The sequence below is a fragment of the Rathayibacter sp. VKM Ac-2857 genome (assembly GCF_013205025.1).
GTDB lineage: Bacteria > Actinomycetota > Actinomycetes > Actinomycetales > Microbacteriaceae > Rathayibacter.
Window position 1 is genome coordinate 478731 of record NZ_JABMLE010000002.1, and the last position, 16337, is coordinate 495067.

Consider the following 16337-nt stretch of genomic DNA (forward strand, 5'->3'; position numbering starts at 1 on the left):
CGAGTCGGTGCTGGTCAGAGGCGGTTTCCGAACCGTTGCCCGATCGTTACCCGCGGATGCCCGCTTGCGCCCGGATGATCGAGCGGCCCGCGCAGCGGACCGCTCATGTCGATCGAGCCGACCCGCACAGCGGACCGCTCATGCTGATCGAGTAGCCCGCGAAGCGCGGCGTATCGAGATCCACCACCGTCAGACGGCGGGTCTCGATACGCCGGCCTCCGGCCGGCTGCTCGACCGGCAGGGAGCGTCAGTCCGTCGTCTCGCCCGCCGGCCCCGACGGGGCCGCGACGCCGACGCCGCTGATCGGCTCGCCCTCCCAGGAGACGAGCGACCACTCCGCGCCCGAGCCCTCGAGGATCACGACGCCGGTGTTGTCGAGCAGGTGCTCGGCGATGAAGTCCGCGTCGAGGTCGAGCGAGCGCATCCCGGCCCAGCAGCGGATCGCGGCGCCGTGACTGACCAGCGCGACGACGTCGTGGCCGGTCGCTTCCGCCTCCGCCACCACCGCGTCGTAGCGGGCGGCGAACTCGTCGCCCGTCTCGCCCCCGGCCAGCCGCAGCGAGGTGTCGCCGGCGGCCCAGCGGAAGACGGTGCCCATGTACTCCTCGACAGCGGCCTCGTCGCCGCGCATCTCGAGGTCGGCCGCCGCGATCTCGCGGATGCCCGCACGCTCCACCGGCTCGAGCCCGAGTGCGGCGGCGAGCGGCGCGGCCGTCTCGTGCGTGCGCTGCATCGTCGAGACGAACAGCGCGGCGATCGGCTCGTCGGCCAGCGTCGTCGGCAGCGCCGCGGCCTGGCGGCGGCCGAGGTCGGTGAGGCCGGGTCCGGGGATGCGGGTGTCGAGGATGCCGTCGACGTTGGAGGAGGTCTGGCCGTGGCGGATCAGGAGGAGGCGCATCCGTCCACGCTACCGGCGGCGTCCGACACGCCTGCTGAGCACCCGAGGACCGCGGGCATTGCCGGGACCGCGGGCGACTGCCACGATGAGCCGCGGCGGACCACCCGGGCCCGCGAGAAGGAGACTCCGATGGCCGACGGCTTCACGAAGGAGGAGCGCGCCGCGATGAAGCAGCGCGCCGCCGAGCTGCGCGAGGAGGCGAAGCGGCAGAAGAGTGCCGACAAGGCCGCCGCGGAGAAGGCGGACGCGGAGGCGGCGATCGCCGCGATGACCGACGTCGAGCGGCCGATCGCGCAGATGCTGCACGACGTCGTCGCCGCCGAGGCGCCCGAGCTGCTCCCGAAGACCTGGTACGGCTTCCCCGCCTACGCCCGCGGAGACGGAAAGGCGATCGTCTTCTTCCAGCCGGGCGCCAAGTTCGGCACCCGCTACTCGACCCTCGGCTTCCAGGACGGCGCGCAGCTCGACGACGGCACGATCTGGCCGACGTCCTACGCGCTCACCGCGGCGGACGACGCGACCCGCGCGACGGTCGCCGGGCTGGTGCGCCGGGCGGCCGGCGCCGCCTGAGCGGCCGCGGCCTGCTGATCGAGCAGCTCGCGGGTCTCCTCATGCTGATCGAGTAGCCCGCGCAGCGGGCGTATCGAGATCCGCCGTTCTGCGGACGCGGGGTCTCGATACGCCGTCCTGCGGACGGCTACTCGACCAGCATGTGTCGGCGCGCGACCAGCATGTTTCGGCGCGCGACCGGCATGGTTCGGCGCGCGACCGGCATGATTCGGCGCACGACCGGCGCAGTCCTCTCCGGGGCCGGCATCGCGTCGCCGGTCAGCGCAACAGCACCGGCCCCGCGTCGACCGCGAGGCGGAACAGCGAGTACGGGTAGGTCCGCAGGTCCATTCCGCCCTGGTAGTCGGCCTGCCGGTGCAGCTGGTTGGCGGTGACGTAGAGGTGACCGTCGGTCGCGAGCGACATCGTGTCGGGCCAGAGCAGGCGCTCGTCGTGCACGAGCGTCTCGATGGTGCCGTCGGTGCGGCGGCGCACGATCGCGTTGTTCTCGTAGCTGGTCGCGTAGAAGCGGCCCCGGTCGTCGGTCTCGAGACCGTCCGCGCCGCCGCCCTTGTCGCCCTCGTCGACGACCGTCGCGGCGACGTCCTCGTCCGAGACGCCGCGGTCGACCAGCGCGTCGGTGGCCACGCTGTACCAGCGCCGCGAGGCGAGCGGGCAGTACCAGAGCCGCTCGCCGTCGGCCGAGATCGCGATGCCGTCGGCGCCCATCGTGACGGGCTCCGGATCGCCGTCGGCCGGCCGCTTCATCAGCACCCGCCCCTCCGCCATCGGCACGAGCTCGGGCGGCGTCAGCGCCTTCGTGCTCGGATGCTCGTGCAGCCGGCGCCAGGCGCTGCCGGACTCGAGGTCCACGACGATGATCCCGTTCGGCCCGGAGTCGGCGGAGTCGGTGATGTAGGCGATCCCGCGCCGCAGATCGAAGCGGATGTCGTTGAGGTAGGTCGTCGGCAGTGCGACGTCCGGCTCGAGGACGATCACCTTCTCGACCGTGTCCGTCGCCAGGTCGACGCAGACGAGCTTCGGGCCGCCGCGCTTCGTCGGCTGGAACAGCGGGCTGCCGGTGTCCAGGATCCACAGCCGGTCGGCCGGATCGATCACGATGCTCTGCACCGAGACCAGGGCACCCGCGTCGTCGTCGCCGTCGGGCGAGTTCCACGCCTCGTCCGGGAACGGCACCGCGACGCCGTCCCGCAACTCGACGACCGTCGCAGGAACGTCGTCGCCCCACTTCGGGAAGTTCACGAAGATCCGCCCGGTGTGCGACACGCTCACCCCGGTGGGCATCGGCCCCTCCGTGAACTCGTGCACGAGCTCCAGCTCGCCCAGCGGCTCGTCGACCGGGCGCGGCCTGCGCGAGTCGTCGTCGTCCTGTCCCCAGAAGCCCATCGGTCGTCCTCTCGTCGGCGCCCGCGGTGGTGCGGTGCGGTGCGGATGGCGCGGGCCGCGACTCCGGTCGTGCTCGAGGATCCGCGTACCGCCTCTCCTCATCGTCGGTCCGCCCCCGCTCCGCTGGCGAGGTGCTGGCCAACCCGCCGCCGAGCGCCTACCCTCCCGCCCGCGCCGCGACCGCGTTGACCACCTCCGGCATGCGAGATTCGCGCGATTCCACGAGCCGGACGGCGTTCCGCGAGCCGGAGGTCACCCGCCCGGCGCGCACCCGGACCCGCGCCGCAGAACGACGGGTCCCGCGCACCCCCGCGCACCCACCGCCGCCCTAGACTCGGCTCGCGGTCCCGTCCGCTGGTCCAGCTTCACCGATGGAGGTGCACGGTCGTCACCGCGTCCGGCTCGCTGCCCGCCTGGGCGGGGTCGCTCGCCGTGCGCCGCTGGCGCAGCCACTCCCGCCTCTTCGCACTCGTCCTCGCCGTCGCAGTCGCGGCCGGCTCGGTGCTCTGCGGGGCGCTGCTGCTCGTACGCTCGTCCGAGCAGGCCGGCGTCAGCGGAGCGCTGACCTCCCTCGGCGCGGAGCGGGTCGACGTCACCGTGCGCGTCCTCGGCCCCGGCAGCCCCGTCGCCGCGGCGCGCGAGGCCGCCGACATCGCGACCCGGGACGCCTACGGCGGCGACGTCACCTGGACGAGCAGCGGCTGGGCGAGCTCCGAGTGGGCGACGACCCCCGACGGCGTCTACTCGTACCTCGTCGAGCTCGACGACCCGGCCACCGACGCCGCCCTCACCGCGGGCGCCTGGCCGACCGAGGCTCCCGGCGTCGCCCTCCCCGAGATCGCCGCCCGCTCCCTGGGGCTCGCCGTCGGCGACACGATCACCCTCGGCGATAGCACCCCCTTCCGGATCGACGGCCTCTACGAGGCGTCCCGCGACTCCACCGCCTACTGGGAGAACGACCCGCTCCTCGCGCAGGGCGACGCGCAGGACTTCGCCGAGCCGAACCGCTCCTTCTACAACCCCGTGCACGCCGTCGGCCCGCTGATCACCGCGCCGGATGGTCTGGACGCCTCCGGCCTGGTGCCAGCGCAGCTCGAGGCCGTCGAGAGCCCGCGGTTCCCGAGCACCGGAGTCGAGGGCCTCGCCGACCTGCGGGCCGCGGCGGGGGACGCGGACGTGGCGATCGCCCGTGCGGTCCCGCATCCGAACGGCTCGCTCTTCGTCGACACCGAGCTGCCCGCCGCCCTCGACGACGTGGCCGACGGCCTCGCCGGCTCCCGCGCCGCCGCCCTGGTCGTCGCGCTGCTGCTGGCCGTCGTGCTGATCGTCTGCGCCCGCGCCGTCACCGGGCTGCTCGCCGAGGCGCGCCGCGAGGAGATCGAGCGGCTGCGCGAGCGCGGGGCGACGCCGCTGCAGCGGGTGGGCGCGGTGGCCGTCGACGGATTCGCGGTCGCCGCGGTGATCGCCCTGCTCGGCCCGTGGGGCGGGGTCCTGCTGCACGCGCTGGTCGTCTCCGCGCCGCCGCTCGACGCCGCGGGCCTCCCCCGCTGGGTGCTGCCGGACGCCGCCGCCCTGCTCTGCGCCGCCGCGGTGGCGCTCGTCGTCGGCGTCCTCGTCGCCCTGCCGGCCGCGCCGGCCGCAGGAAAGAGCCCGCTCGCCGCGGCCGGGCAGGCCGTCCTCGTCGTCGTCGCCGCGGTGCTGGCCTGGCGAGCAGCGACCGGCGGCACCGAGCGCGGCGACCTCCTGCTCACCCTCACCCCCGCCCTGCTGCTCGGCGCGATCGCCGTCGTCGGCGCGCGACTGGCGGAGCTGTGCGCACTGCCGGTCGCGGCCCTTGCCGTCCGCTCGCGGGGCGCCGTCGCCCCGCTGGCCGGCTGGTTCGCCGCGCGCGGGTCCGGCCGCTCGACGGGGATCGTGCTCGTCGCGCTCACCGTGGGCGCGTCGGTCGTGGCGCTCGGTGCGAGCGCGACCTGGCAGCAGGGCGTCCGCGACGAGGCCGCGGTCGCCCTCGGCTCGCCCGTCCGGTCGTCGGTCTCGGCCGACGGCTCCCCCGTGCTCCGAAGGCAGAGCCTGGTGGCGAAGGAGACCCCGCCCGGTCTCGCGAGCGAGGGACCGGGCGCGGCGGCGCAGATCCTCGCCCTCGACGCCCGGGCCCGGCAGCTGCTCGGCACGGGATCGGGCCCGGTCCCGCTCGCGGGCGGCGCCGACATCGCCGCGGAGCTGCGCGTCGAGGACCTCGTCGACACCGGCCCCGCCCTGCCCGCCGGGACCACCGGTCTCCAGCTGCTCGCCGCCCTCGACGCGCCGGACGGGCTCGAGGTGCAGGTCTCGGCCGCCGTCGAGGACGAGCGCGGGCGGATCGACATCCTGCCGCTCGGCGCGCTGACCTCGCCGACCGAGCCGGTGCCGCTGGCCACCGCTGGCGGAGCGATCGACCCGGCCGCGTCGCTCCGCCTCGTCGCCCTCACCGCGACCCTGCGCGGCGTCGAGACGGACACCTTCGTCACCGTCGACGTCTCGCTCGAGTCGCTCGCCACGCTGTCCGCGGGCTCGGACACGCCGGTCCCGCTCGCGCTCGCCGACGCCGCCGAGTGGGCCGGCTCGCGGCAGGACACCGGCCGCCGCCCACCCGAGATCGCCGTCACCGGGACCGGGGTGCGCCTCTCGATCCTGACCCAGCTCTCCTCCGCGCCGACCACCTACGGTGCCGTCGGCTGGAACCCGGAGGAGCCGGTCGGCGCGGTCCTGCCCGTCGCGCTCGCCGACGACCTCGACGTCCTGGCGGGGGCCGCGGTCACCGCCTTCGTCGCGGGAACCCCCGTCTCGCTGCGCATGGTCGGCGACACCGCGGAGGTTCCCGGAGCCGCGACCTCCGACGACCTGGCGTCGCTCGCGGCCGGACTGCCGTCCAGCCCGCGGTCCGACTCGACGATCGTGGTCGACGGCCGCGCCCTCGCGCACCGGCTGGTGCAGGCCGACGCCTTCGGGAGCCTGGTCGACGAGTACTGGTCGGCGGAGGCCGGCGCGACCGTGGCGGACGCACCAGCCGCGGACGGATCGGCGGCGGACGGATCGACAGCCGACCAGCCGCAGACCGTCACCGCCGCGTCCCTCGCCCGCCGGATGCAGGAGGCGCCGCTGCGCGCCGAGATCCCCGCCGCCTCCGCGGTCGTCGTCTGGGCGAGCCTGCTGCTCGCGCTCGCCGGCTTCTCGGCCCGGGCCGCCGCCGTCGCCCGTGCGCGGCGACTCGAGGCGGCGCAGCTGCGGGCGATCGGGCTCTCCCGGCGCGGGATGCTCGCCGTCCTCTCGGCCGACACCGCCGCGACCGCGCTCGCCGGAGTCCTCGTCGGCCTCGCGGGCGGCTGGGCCGTCCTCGTCCTCACCGGCAGCCGCCTCGCCGCCGGCGCCAGCGGCCGCCCGGTCGACCTGGTCGTGCCCTGGCAGGCCGTGTCGCTCCTCCCGCTGGCCCTGCTGCTCGCGCTCGCCGCCGTCTCCGCGGCCCTCGCGCTCGCCCAGCGCCGCCTGCCGCTGTCCGAGCTGCTGCGGCAGGGGGCGGACGGATGACCGGCCCGGAGCAGCGCACCGCCGCCGTGCACCCCGCCCCCGCCCGGCGCGTCGACGGCCTGCGCGCGATCGGCACCGCCGCCTTCCTGATCGCCCGCCGCGCCCGCCGCGACCTCGTCGCCCTGCTCGGGATCCTCGTGCTCACCGCCGTGACCGCCGCCCTCGCCGTCGCCGTGCCGCACCAGCTGCACAGCACCCTCGACGCCGCGGCGGTCGAGGCCGTCAGCGCCGCGGGCGCCGACGCCGACCTCCGGCTCCTCAGCACCGTCGCCGACGTCTCCGGCTACGACACGACGACCTCCGAGCGCCTGCTCGCCTTCGCCGACGAGCTCCCGGAGCGCCTGCCCGCGCCGCTCGCGGACGTCACCCGGAGCATCGCCACCGCGATCCTCGGCCCCGAGGAGCCCGCGCGGACCCCGTCGCGCGCGGTCGTCGTGCGGGTCGGCGTCCTCGACCCGGCCGCCGCCGACGACCTCCGCCTGGTCGCCGGCGAGCTGCCCGCCGCCGAGGATCCGGGCGGCGCCGCCCCGGTCGTCGTCTCCTCGGCGAGCGCCACCGCCGCCGGACTCGCGGTCGGCGACGCGATCGACGGAGCCTCCCGCGGCGGCGGACCCTCGCTCCGCATCACCGGCATCGTCGAGCCCGTCGACCCCGGCGCCGACGCCTGGACCGACCTGCCCGGCCTCTGGCAGCCCGGCACCTCCGGCACGAGCGGCGGCGAGCAGCAGCCCGTCGTCGTCGCCCTGACGAGTCCCGTCGTCTTCGACCGGATCGGCCTCCTCCTGCAGGAACCGGCCGTCGGCACGATCCGGGTCACCATCGATCCGGCGCGCTTCGACCTGGCGCGGACCGAGACCGTGCGCCGCGAGATCGACGCGCTGAAGACCTCGACCTCGACGCTCACCGAGGGCGCGCCGCTCAGCGTCACCGCGGAGTCCGGCTACGAGGAGGCCCTCGCGGCGCTCCCGCCCGCCGCCGCGGCCGCCACCGCGCAGCTGTCCACTCTCGCGGCCGGCCTGCTCGGCGTCGCGGTGCTGGTCACCGGCCTCGCCGGCACCGCGCTCGCCCGGCGGCGGCGCCCCGAGATCGCACTGCTGCGCTCGCACGGCGCCTCCCTCGGCCTGCTCGGGATCCACGCCGGCCTCGAGTCGCTGATCGTGACGGCGCTCGGCGCGGCGCTCGGGGTCGCGACCGCCGCCGCGTTCGAGGCACCCGCGGAGTCGCCGAGCCTGCTGATCGCCGTCGCCGCCGTCCTCGTCGTCGCTCCCGTCGTCGCCGTGCTGCGCCCGCTGCTCCGGCCGCCGCGCCGGGCCCGCGCCCTTCGCCTCGCCGGAGCCGGTCTGCTCCTGGCGCTGGCCGCCACCGCCGTCGCGGCACTGCGCGGCGGCGCGCGCGCGACCGGCACCGGTCTCGACCCGCTCGCCCTCGTCGCGCCCGTGCTCTGCGCGGCGGTGATCGCGCTGGCCCTGGCGCCGCTGCCCGCTGCCGTGCTCGCCCCGCTGCGCCGCGCGGCGGCGAGCACCCGCGGCCCCGGCCCGCTGCTCGCCGGCGCCGGCGCGCAGGAGGGCCGCTCGGTGCTGACCCTCGCCACCCTGGTGCTCGCGGCGAGCGCCGCCCTCACCTCGCTGGTGCTGCTGCAGACGGTCGCGGCGGGTCAGGAGTCGCTGTCCTGGCGCACCGTCGGCGCGGACGTCCGGGTCGACGACGCCGCCGACGGCCCCGCGCTCGCCGCGACCCTCACCGCTGGCGGAGCGGTCGCCGCCGCGATCGGCACCCTCGAGGCCGTGGAGGTCCGCAGCCCCACCGCCTCTCTCACCGCGACGGTGCTGAGCGTCGACGACGACTTCGCGGACCTGCTCGCGGCGCTGCCCGATGACCAGCCGCAGCGCGCGTCGGCCGCCGCCGTCCGCTCCCTCACCTCGGCGGGCGCCGCCGAGCCCCTGCCCGTCCTCGTGGACGCGCGGCTCGCCGCCTCGCTCGGCTCCGAGCCGTTCGGGCTCGTGATCGACGACGTGCCGCTGCGCGCCGTGGTGACGGGCGAGCCGGTGGCGCGACCGGACTGGATCGACAGCTCCGTCGTCGTGGTCGACCGCGACGCGCTGACCGCGGCCGTCGCTGCTCTGAGCGGCGACTCCCCTGCGCCTCCCGGCACGGTGCTGGCCGTCGGCGCTGTCGATCGCTCGGCGCTCCCGAACGGCACGATCGTCCGCTTGGATGTGCTGGAACGGCAGCGCGACGGCGCGCTCGTCGCCGGCGTCGGGGACGCGACCGGACTCTCGCTCCTGGCCACGACGGCGCTGGCGGTCCTCGCCCTCCTGGTCACCACGGTCCTCGGCGCTCGCCGGCGCGGCGGGACCCTCGCCCTGCTCAGCGCACTCGGCGTCCCCGGCCGCGCGCGGCTCGTGCTGGCGGCCGGCGAGCTGGTCCCGGCCGTGCTCAGCGGAGTCGTGGGCGGAGCGATCGCCGCGGCTGTCGTCCTCACTGCGGCCTGGCCGACCTTCGGCGTGGAGACCCTCGTCGGCGGCGACGCGGCCCTCTCGATCCCGTGGCCACTGCCCCTCGGCCTGCTCGGCGCGGCCGCCGCCGCCCTCGCGCTCGCCCTCGCGGTCGACGCCCCGCTCTCGCGCCGCGTGCGCACAGCCGACATCCTGAGAGCCGGAGAGGAATCATGAGTCCCAGCAGCGCAGGGAGCCCGAGCAGTACCGGGAGGACGCCGAGGACGGCCCGAATCGGCCGACCGCCCGGGCGCGACGTCGCGCCCACTGCCGGCGCACCGCTCCCCACGAGCACTCTGGCCGACCGCCGCACCGGCGAGTTCGGCGCCGAGGCGCTGATCGTCTGCGACGCGCTCGTCCGCGTCTTCCGCGCCGGCGGCGTCGAGGTGCAGGCGCTGCAGGGCCTCGACCTGCTCGTCGGCGAGGGCGAGGTCCTGGCGATCGTCGGCGCGTCCGGCTCCGGCAAGTCGACCCTGCTCGGCATCCTCTCCGGACTCGACGCCCCCACCGCCGGCCGCGCGCGCCTCGACGGCCACGACCTCTCCGCCCTGCGCGGCGCCGAGCTGGTCCACTACCGCCGCTCGAGCGTCGGCTTCGTCCGCCAGCAGTCCGCGAAGAACCTGCTGCCCGCCCTCACCGCCGCTGAGAACGTCGCCCTGCCGCTCGCCCTCGCGGGGCGCGGCCGGCGCGAGCGCGCGGCGACGGCCCACGAGCTGCTCGGCATGCTCGGCCTCGCCGAGAAGGCCGACCGCCGGCCCGCCGCGCTCTCCGGCGGCGAGCAGCAGCGCGTCTCCATCGCCGTCGCCCTGGCCGGCTCGCCCCGCGTCCTGCTGGCCGACGAGCCGACCGGCCAGCTCGACGCCCGCACCGGCGACGAGGTCTTCGCCGCCCTCCGCGCGGTGAACGAGTCGCTCGGCTGCACGATCCTGATCGTCACCCACGACCCCACCGTCGCCGGCCAGGTGCAGCACACGGTCGCCATCCGCGACGGCCGGATCTCCTCCGAGACCCTCCGCCGCGACGAGCTCGACGCGAGCGGCGGCACCACCACCTCGGCGGAGGAGTTCGCCGTCCTCGACCGGGTCGGCCGGCTGCAGCTGCCCGCCGAGTACCGCGACGCGCTGAAGCTCGAGGACCGGGTGCGGCTGACCCTCGAGGGCGACCACGTGGGCGTCTGGCCCGAGCACCGCGAGACCGCGCCGCCCGCGGACTCCGCCGCCGACGCTGCCGCCGACCCCGTGACCGAGGAGACCCCGCGATGACCGACGTGCTCGTGGTCGAGTCCCTCACCCGCACCTTCCGCACCCCGGCCGGCGACGTGACCGCCCTCCGCGACGTCTCGTTCCGCATCCCCCGCGGCCAGATCGTCGCGCTCTCCGGCCGCTCCGGCTCGGGCAAGACGACGCTGCTCAACTGCATCAGCGGTCTCGACGTGCCCACCTCCGGCACCGTCCTGCTCGACGGCGAGCCGGTCACCGGCCTGGACGAGGCGGCCCGCACGCGCCTGCGCCGCGACTCCCTGGCCTTCGTGTTCCAGACCTTCGGACTCCTGCCGCACCTGACCATCGCCGAGAACGTCGGCCTCCCGCTGCGCCTGCGCCGCGAGGAGCCGGCCCGCCGGGACGAGCGCGTCGCCCACCTCCTCGACCTGGTCGGCCTCGCCGGCCGCGGCCGCTCCCGGCCGGGCGAGCTCTCGGGCGGCCAGCAGCAGCGGGTCGCGATCGCCCGCGCGCTGGCCGCCTCGCCCCGGCTCCTGATCGCCGACGAGCCGACCGGCCAGCTCGACGCGGCGACCGGCGCGGCGATCATGGACCTGATCCGCGCGGTCGTGCACGCCGAGTCGGCGACCGCCCTGATCGCCACCCACGACGCCTCCGTGCAGGCCTCGGCCGACCGCGTCCTCCGCATCAGCGAGGGCTCGCTCGCCACCCGCGGCCGCCACGCCGCCCCCGCCACGGGCCCCGACGACGCGCCGAGCCCGCCCGCCTGAGCGCCCGCCTCACCTCGGGCACGCGAAACCGCCCCCGGCACGCGGCGACCCCGCGATCCGACGAGCCCGGCTCCGTTCCGCGAGCCGAACCTCCGCCCACCCCCGCGTCCCCCTGAGGGGGGATCCGCCCCGCGGGAGACGTAAGGTGTGCTCACACGCGCCCGCGGACGGGCGGGCCCCGCATCGCAGCGGCACCCGCGTCCCCGCGACGAAGCGCCGCCCGATCACAGGAAGCCACGGTGCCCGATGCCGGAAGACAAGCCCGCGCCGCGGGCCCCGAGCATCTACGACGTCGCCCGGGCGGCCGGAGTGTCGCACCAGACCGTCTCCCGCGTGCTCAACGACCACCCCAGCCTGCGCGCCGAGACCAAGAAGCGCGTGCTCGACGTGATGGCCGACCTCGACTACCGGCCCAACCTCGCCGCCCGCGCCCTGGTCACCAGCCGCACCCGCACCATCGGCGTGCTCTCCTCGCAGAGCCTCCAGTTCGGCCCCGCGTCGAGCATCCAGGCCATCGAGGTCGCGGCCCGCGACGCCGGCTACCTGGTCGTCACGGCCAACGTGGACGGCACCGACGGCGACTCCATCCGGGCCGGGATCCGGCACCTGCTGAACCAGGCGGTCGAGGGTCTCGTGGTCATCGCACCGCAGATCCGGGTCTTCGACATCCTCTCCGGCGTCGCGCTGCGGATCCCGAACGTCACCCTGCAGACCACCGACGCCGAGCGCGACGACGCCCTCTACGTCGACCAGATGGCCGGCGCGCGGATGGCGACCGCGCACCTGATCGAGCTCGGCCACACCGAGATCGTGCACCTCTCCGGCCCGCAGGACTGGATCGAGGCCGAGGCCCGGATGCGCGGCTACCTCGTCGAGCTCGGCGACCGCAACCTGCCGCTGCGCCCGCCGATCCTCGGCGACTGGAGTGCTGAGCGCGGCCACCACGTCGGCCTCGAGCTCAGCCGCCTCCTCGACGTCACCGCGGTCTTCGCCGCGAACGACCAGATGGCGCTGGGCGTGATGAGCGCGTTCCACGAGCGCGGCGTCCGCGTCCCGGAGGACGTCAGCGTCATCGGCTTCGACGACATCCCCGAGGCCGCCTACTACTGGCCGCCGCTGACGAGCGTGCGGCAGGACTTCGCCGAGCTCGGCCGCCGCTGCGTGGCAGCACTGCTGAGCCTGATCGAGGGCGAGCGCCCCGAGGCGTCGGCGCCGATCGACCCGCAGCTCATCGTCCGCGGCTCGACCGCCGTGCCCCGCTCCGCTCCGGCCGCCGTCGGCGCGGCACGCCGATGAATCGCGCCGTTACCGAGTCGAGACATGCACGGTGGCACGATTGCCGCCAGCGGGTCTAGCATCACTCCATGTGATCGCTCACATGAGCGTCCCGCCGCCGCTGGCACCCCGCGGCAGCCCAGCACCCGCTGCATTCAATGACGAAGGAATCACAGTGACCACAATGAAGCGCGCACTCATCGCCGGCCTCGCCGGCGGCGCGATGATCCTCTCCCTCGCGGCCTGCTCGAGCGGCTCCGGCGACTCGGGCTCCGGCTCGGGCGACGGCGGCCTCGTCGGCGTCGCGATGCCGACCAAGTCCTCCGAGCGCTGGATCGCCGACGGCAACAACGTCAAGTCGCAGCTCGAGGAGGCCGGCTACCAGGTCGACCTGCAGTACGCCGAGGACGACATCCCCACCCAGGTCTCGCAGCTCGAGAACATGATCACCAAGGGCGCCAAGGCCCTGATCGTCGCCTCGATCGACGGCACCACCCTCACCAGCGTGCTGGAGGAGGCCAAGGCCAACGACATCCCCGTCATCGCCTACGACCGCCTCATCCGCGACTCGCCGAACGTCGACTACTACGCCACGTTCGACAACTACAAGGTCGGCGTCCAGCAGGCCACCTCGCTCCTCGCGGGCCTCGGCCTGACCGACCTCGAGGGCACCGCCGCGGCGAGCGCCCCGGCCGGCCCCTTCAACATCGAGCTCTTCGCCGGCAGCCCCGACGACAACAACGCCACGTTCTTCTTCAACGGCGCGATGGACACCCTCAAGCCCTTCATCGACGCGGGCACCCTCGTCGTCGCGTCCGGTGAGACCGAGTTCAACACCGTCGCCACGCTGCGCTGGGACCCCGAGGTCGCCCAGAGCCGCATGGAGGACATCATCACCAAGACGTACTCCGACGGCTCGAAGATCCAGGGCGTCCTCTCGCCCTACGACGGCCTCAGCCGCGGCATCATCTCCGCGCTGACCGACGCCGGCTACACCGTGGGCACCGACTTCCCGATCATCACCGGTCAGGACGCCGAGCTCGACTCGGTCAAGGCGATCATCTCGGGTGAGCAGTACGCGACCATCTACAAGGACACCCGCGAGCTCGCCAAGGAGGCCGTGCTCATGGCGCAGGCCGTCCTCGAGGGCACCGAGCCCGAGGTCAACGACACCGAGACCTACGACAACGGCGAGAAGGTCATCCCCTCCTTCCTGCTCGAGCCGGTCATCGTCACCAAGGACCAGATCCAGTCCGTCCTGGTCGACGGCGGCTACTACACCGACGCGGAAGTCAACGGCTAAGCCTCACCTCCACTGAAGTCAGCTAGACCCCGGGAGGGCGCCCATCGGGCGCCCTCCCCCACTACGAAGGAAGGGAGGCACGCGTGACCACGAACATCCTCGAGATGCGCGGCATCACCAAGACGTTCCCGGGCGTGAAGGCGCTCCAGGACGTCACGCTGAACGCCGAGCGCGGCGAAGTCCACGCGATCTGCGGAGAGAACGGCGCCGGCAAGTCGACGCTGATGAAGGTGCTGTCGGGCGTGTACCCGCACGGCACGTACGAGGGCGACATCGTCTTCGAGGACGAGGTGATGCAGTTCGCCAGCATCCGCGACTCGGAGGCGAAGGGTATCGTCATCATCCACCAGGAGCTGGCCCTCAGCCCCTACCTCTCCATCGCGGAGAACATCTTCCTCGGCAACGAGGTCCGCGGCTTCGCCGGTCTGATCGACTGGAACAAGACCAACCAGGAGGCGGCCTCGCTGCTCGCCCGGGTCGGCCTGAAGGAGAACCCCACCACCAAGATCCAGGACATCGGAGTCGGCAAGCAGCAGCTCGTCGAGATCGCGAAGGCGCTCTCCAAGCGGGTCAAGCTGCTCATCCTCGACGAGCCCACCGCGGCGCTCAACGACGAGGACTCCGACCACCTGCTCGACCTGATCCTGCACCTCAAGGAGCAGGGCATCACCTCGCTGATCATCAGCCACAAGCTCAACGAGATCAAGAAGATCGCCGACACCGTCACGGTCATCCGCGACGGCAAGACGATCGAGACGATCGCGCACGACGACGTGACGGAAGACCGGATCATCAAGGACATGGTCGGCCGCGACCTCGACCACCGCTACCCGGACCACACGCCGCACATCGGCGAGGAGATCCTCCGCGTCGTCGACTGGACCGCGCACCACCCGCAGGACCCGACGCGCGTCATGGTCGACAAGGTGAACCTCACCGTGCACCGCGGCGAGATCGTCGGCATCGCGGGCCTGATGGGCGCCGGCCGCACCGAGTTCGCGATGAGCCTCTTCGGCCGCTCCTACGGCAGCCGCATCTCCGGCCAGGTCTTCAAGGCCGGCAAGGAGATCAAGATGCGCAACGTGTCGGAGGCGATCGCCCACGGCCTCGCCTACGCCACCGAGGACCGCAAGCACTACGGCCTGAACCTGATCGACGACATCAAGCGGAACATCTCGCTCGCGTCGCTGCCCAAGGTGTCCAGCGCCGGACTCGTCGACGACAACCGCGAGTTCGAGGTCGCCAACGAGTACCGCGGCAGCATGAACATCAAGTCGCCGACCGTGCTCGCCAAGACCGGGAAGCTCTCCGGCGGCAACCAGCAGAAGGTCGTCCTGTCGAAGTGGATCTACTCCGACCCGGACGTCCTGATCCTCGACGAGCCGACCCGCGGCATCGACGTGGGCGCGAAGTACGAGATCTACACCATCATCAACCGGCTCGCGGCGGAGGGTAAGGGGATCATCGTCATCTCCTCCGAGCTGCCCGAGCTGCTCGGCATCTGCGACCGCGTCTACGCGCTGTCGGAGGGCCGCATCACGGGCGAGCTGCCCATCGCCGAGGCCACGCCCGAGGCCGTCCTCACCCTCATGACCCAGGAGAAGCAACGATGACCGATCTGCAGAACACCCCGCCGACGGCGGCGGGAGCGCAGGTGAACCCCACCGAGAACGCGTTCACCAAGCGCCTCAGCCACGTCCTCAGCGACCTGGGCAAGAACGGCATCTTCCTCGCCCTGATCGTGGTCGTGCTGCTCTTCCAGATCATGACCAACGGGATCCTCCTGCGTCCGCAGAACATCTCGAACCTGATCGTCCAGAACGGCTACATCCTCATCCTCGCCATCGGCATGGTGATGGTCATCGTGGCCGGGCACATCGACCTCTCGGTCGGCTCGATCGCCGCGTTCGTCGGCGCCATGTCCGGTGTCTTCGCCGTCAACATGGGCCTGCCGTGGTTCGTCTCGATCGTGCTCTCGCTGCTCATCGGAGCTCTGGTGGGAGCCTGGCAGGGCTTCTGGATCGCCTTCGTGGGGATACCCGCGTTCATCGTGACCTTGGCGGGCATGCTGATCTTCCGCGGCCTGGCGCTCGTCGTCCTCGGCAACGCGAACATCGGCTCGTTCCCGATCGAGTACCGCGCCCTGGGCAACGGCTTCCTCACCGACCTGTTCGGCGAGACCGAGGGTCTCGACCCGCTGTCGCTCGGCGTCGGCGCGCTCGCGATCATCGCGTTCACCGTGCAGTCGGTCCGCACCCGCCGCGGCCGCCAGAAGTACAACCAGGGCGTCGAGCCGGGCGCCTGGTTCGTCACCAAGCTCGTCCTCATCGCCCTCGTCGTCGCCGCGTTCGCGTTCGCGCTCTCGTCGTTCAAGGGCATCCCGGTGACCCTGATCGTCCTGGCCGTCCTCGTCCTCGTCTACGGCGTCGTGATGAACCGCTCGGTCTTCGGCCGCCACGTCTACGCCATCGGCGGCAACCTGCACGCCGCGGAGCTCTCGGGCATCAAGACGCGCAACGTCACCTTCTGGCTGTTCGTCAACATGGGCGTCCTCGCGGCGCTGGCCGGACTCGTCTTCACCGCCCGCCTCAACCTGGCGGGCCCGAAGGCCGGCGACGGCTTCGAGCTCGAGGCCATCTCGGCCGCGTTCATCGGCGGCGCGGCCGTCCAGGGCGGCGTCGGCACCATCGGCGGCGCGATCCTCGGTGGTCTGATCATCGGCGTCCTGAACAACGGCATGTCGATCATGGGCATCGGCATCGAGTGGCAGCAGGCGGTCAAGGGCCTCGTGCTCCTGCTCGCGGTCGCCTTCGACGTCTACAACAAGCGCCGCTCCGGCGGACGCTAGCCGCTCCG

11 protein-coding genes are annotated in these 16337 nt (G+C 73.8%); 9 read left to right on the top strand and 2 right to left on the bottom strand.

Annotated features, from left to right (window positions below; all coding sequences use genetic code 11):
* Positions 1-247: 247 nt before the first annotated feature.
* A complete protein-coding gene (locus HQQ86_RS09600; protein WP_173287892.1) occupies positions 248-898 on the bottom strand; it encodes a histidine phosphatase family protein in 651 nt (216 codons plus the stop codon).
* 129 nt (positions 899-1027) lie between these two features.
* On the opposite strand from HQQ86_RS09600, the gene HQQ86_RS09605 reads away from it, so the two are divergent.
* Positions 1028-1468 carry a hypothetical protein gene (locus HQQ86_RS09605; RefSeq protein WP_173287893.1) on the top strand — a complete coding sequence of 147 codons (441 nt, stop codon included), beginning with the start codon at positions 1028-1030 and terminating at the stop codon, positions 1466-1468.
* Between the two features lie 258 nt (positions 1469-1726).
* Here the strand turns inward: HQQ86_RS09605 and HQQ86_RS09610 are convergent, their stop codons facing one another.
* The gene (locus tag HQQ86_RS09610; RefSeq protein WP_173287894.1) at positions 1727-2854 is read right to left on the bottom strand and encodes an L-dopachrome tautomerase-related protein; all 1128 of its coding nucleotides are present in this window, start codon (positions 2852-2854) and stop codon (positions 1727-1729) included.
* Positions 2855-3286: 432 nt separating this feature from the next.
* Here HQQ86_RS09610 and HQQ86_RS09615 point away from each other — a divergent pair, with 432 nt between their 5' ends.
* The 8 genes from HQQ86_RS09615 to mmsB all read left to right on the top strand — a co-directional run bounded on the left by HQQ86_RS09615 (position 3287) and on the right by mmsB (position 16329).
* Positions 3287-6418, top strand: a complete 3132-nt coding sequence (locus HQQ86_RS09615) for an FtsX-like permease family protein (RefSeq protein ID WP_173287895.1) — start codon at positions 3287-3289, stop codon at positions 6416-6418.
* On the top strand, positions 6415-9090 hold the full coding sequence (locus HQQ86_RS09620; protein WP_173287896.1) for a hypothetical protein: 2676 nt from the start codon (positions 6415-6417) through the stop codon (positions 9088-9090). Before HQQ86_RS09615 ends, HQQ86_RS09620 begins: the two co-directional genes overlap by 4 nt.
* Entirely contained in the window at positions 9087-10175 is a 1089-nt protein-coding gene (locus HQQ86_RS09625) for an ABC transporter ATP-binding protein (RefSeq protein ID WP_173287897.1), read from the top strand. The genes HQQ86_RS09620 and HQQ86_RS09625 overlap by 4 nt, the downstream gene beginning before the upstream one ends.
* A complete protein-coding gene (locus tag HQQ86_RS09630; protein ID WP_173287898.1) occupies positions 10172-10903 on the top strand; it encodes an ABC transporter ATP-binding protein in 732 nt (243 codons plus the stop codon). The genes HQQ86_RS09625 and HQQ86_RS09630 overlap by 4 nt, the downstream gene beginning before the upstream one ends.
* A 246-nt stretch (positions 10904-11149) precedes the next feature.
* The gene (locus tag HQQ86_RS09635) at positions 11150-12199 is read left to right on the top strand and encodes a LacI family DNA-binding transcriptional regulator (RefSeq protein WP_173287900.1); all 1050 of its coding nucleotides are present in this window, start codon (positions 11150-11152) and stop codon (positions 12197-12199) included.
* A 163-nt stretch (positions 12200-12362) separates the two neighbouring features.
* Positions 12363-13481 (top strand): multiple monosaccharide ABC transporter substrate-binding protein, encoded by a 1119-nt coding sequence (chvE, locus tag HQQ86_RS09640; RefSeq protein WP_173287902.1) that lies wholly within the window; start codon positions 12363-12365, stop codon positions 13479-13481.
* 83 nt (positions 13482-13564) lie between these two features.
* Positions 13565-15094: a multiple monosaccharide ABC transporter ATP-binding protein gene (gene mmsA, locus HQQ86_RS09645; RefSeq protein ID WP_173287904.1), complete on the top strand. Its 1530-nt coding sequence runs from the start codon at positions 13565-13567 to the stop codon at positions 15092-15094.
* Complete coding sequence (gene mmsB, locus HQQ86_RS09650; protein ID WP_160090551.1) at positions 15091-16329, top strand: multiple monosaccharide ABC transporter permease; 1239 nt, start codon at positions 15091-15093, stop codon at positions 16327-16329. Before mmsA ends, mmsB begins: the two co-directional genes overlap by 4 nt.
* Positions 16330-16337: the final 8 nt, after the last annotated feature.

Bases quoted from the DNA above. Each gene is read 5' to 3' on its own strand.
- HQQ86_RS09600 (WP_173287892.1), bottom strand. From the start codon at position 898: ATGCGCCTCCTCCTGATCCGCCACGGCCAGACCTCCTCCAACGTCGAC.
- HQQ86_RS09605 (WP_173287893.1), top strand. From the start codon at position 1,028: ATGGCCGACGGCTTCACGAAGGAGGAGCGCGCCGCGATGAAGCAGCGC.
- HQQ86_RS09610 (WP_173287894.1), bottom strand. From the start codon at position 2,854: ATGGGCTTCTGGGGACAGGACGACGACGACTCGCGCAGGCCGCGCCCG.
- HQQ86_RS09620 (WP_173287896.1), top strand. From the start codon at position 6,415: ATGACCGGCCCGGAGCAGCGCACCGCCGCCGTGCACCCCGCCCCCGCC.
- HQQ86_RS09625 (WP_173287897.1), top strand. From the start codon at position 9,087: ATGAGTCCCAGCAGCGCAGGGAGCCCGAGCAGTACCGGGAGGACGCCG.
- HQQ86_RS09630 (WP_173287898.1), top strand. From the start codon at position 10,172: ATGACCGACGTGCTCGTGGTCGAGTCCCTCACCCGCACCTTCCGCACC.
- HQQ86_RS09635 (WP_173287900.1), top strand. From the start codon at position 11,150: ATGCCGGAAGACAAGCCCGCGCCGCGGGCCCCGAGCATCTACGACGTC.
- chvE (WP_173287902.1), top strand. From the start codon at position 12,363: ATGAAGCGCGCACTCATCGCCGGCCTCGCCGGCGGCGCGATGATCCTC.
- mmsB (WP_160090551.1), top strand. From the start codon at position 15,091: ATGACCGATCTGCAGAACACCCCGCCGACGGCGGCGGGAGCGCAGGTG.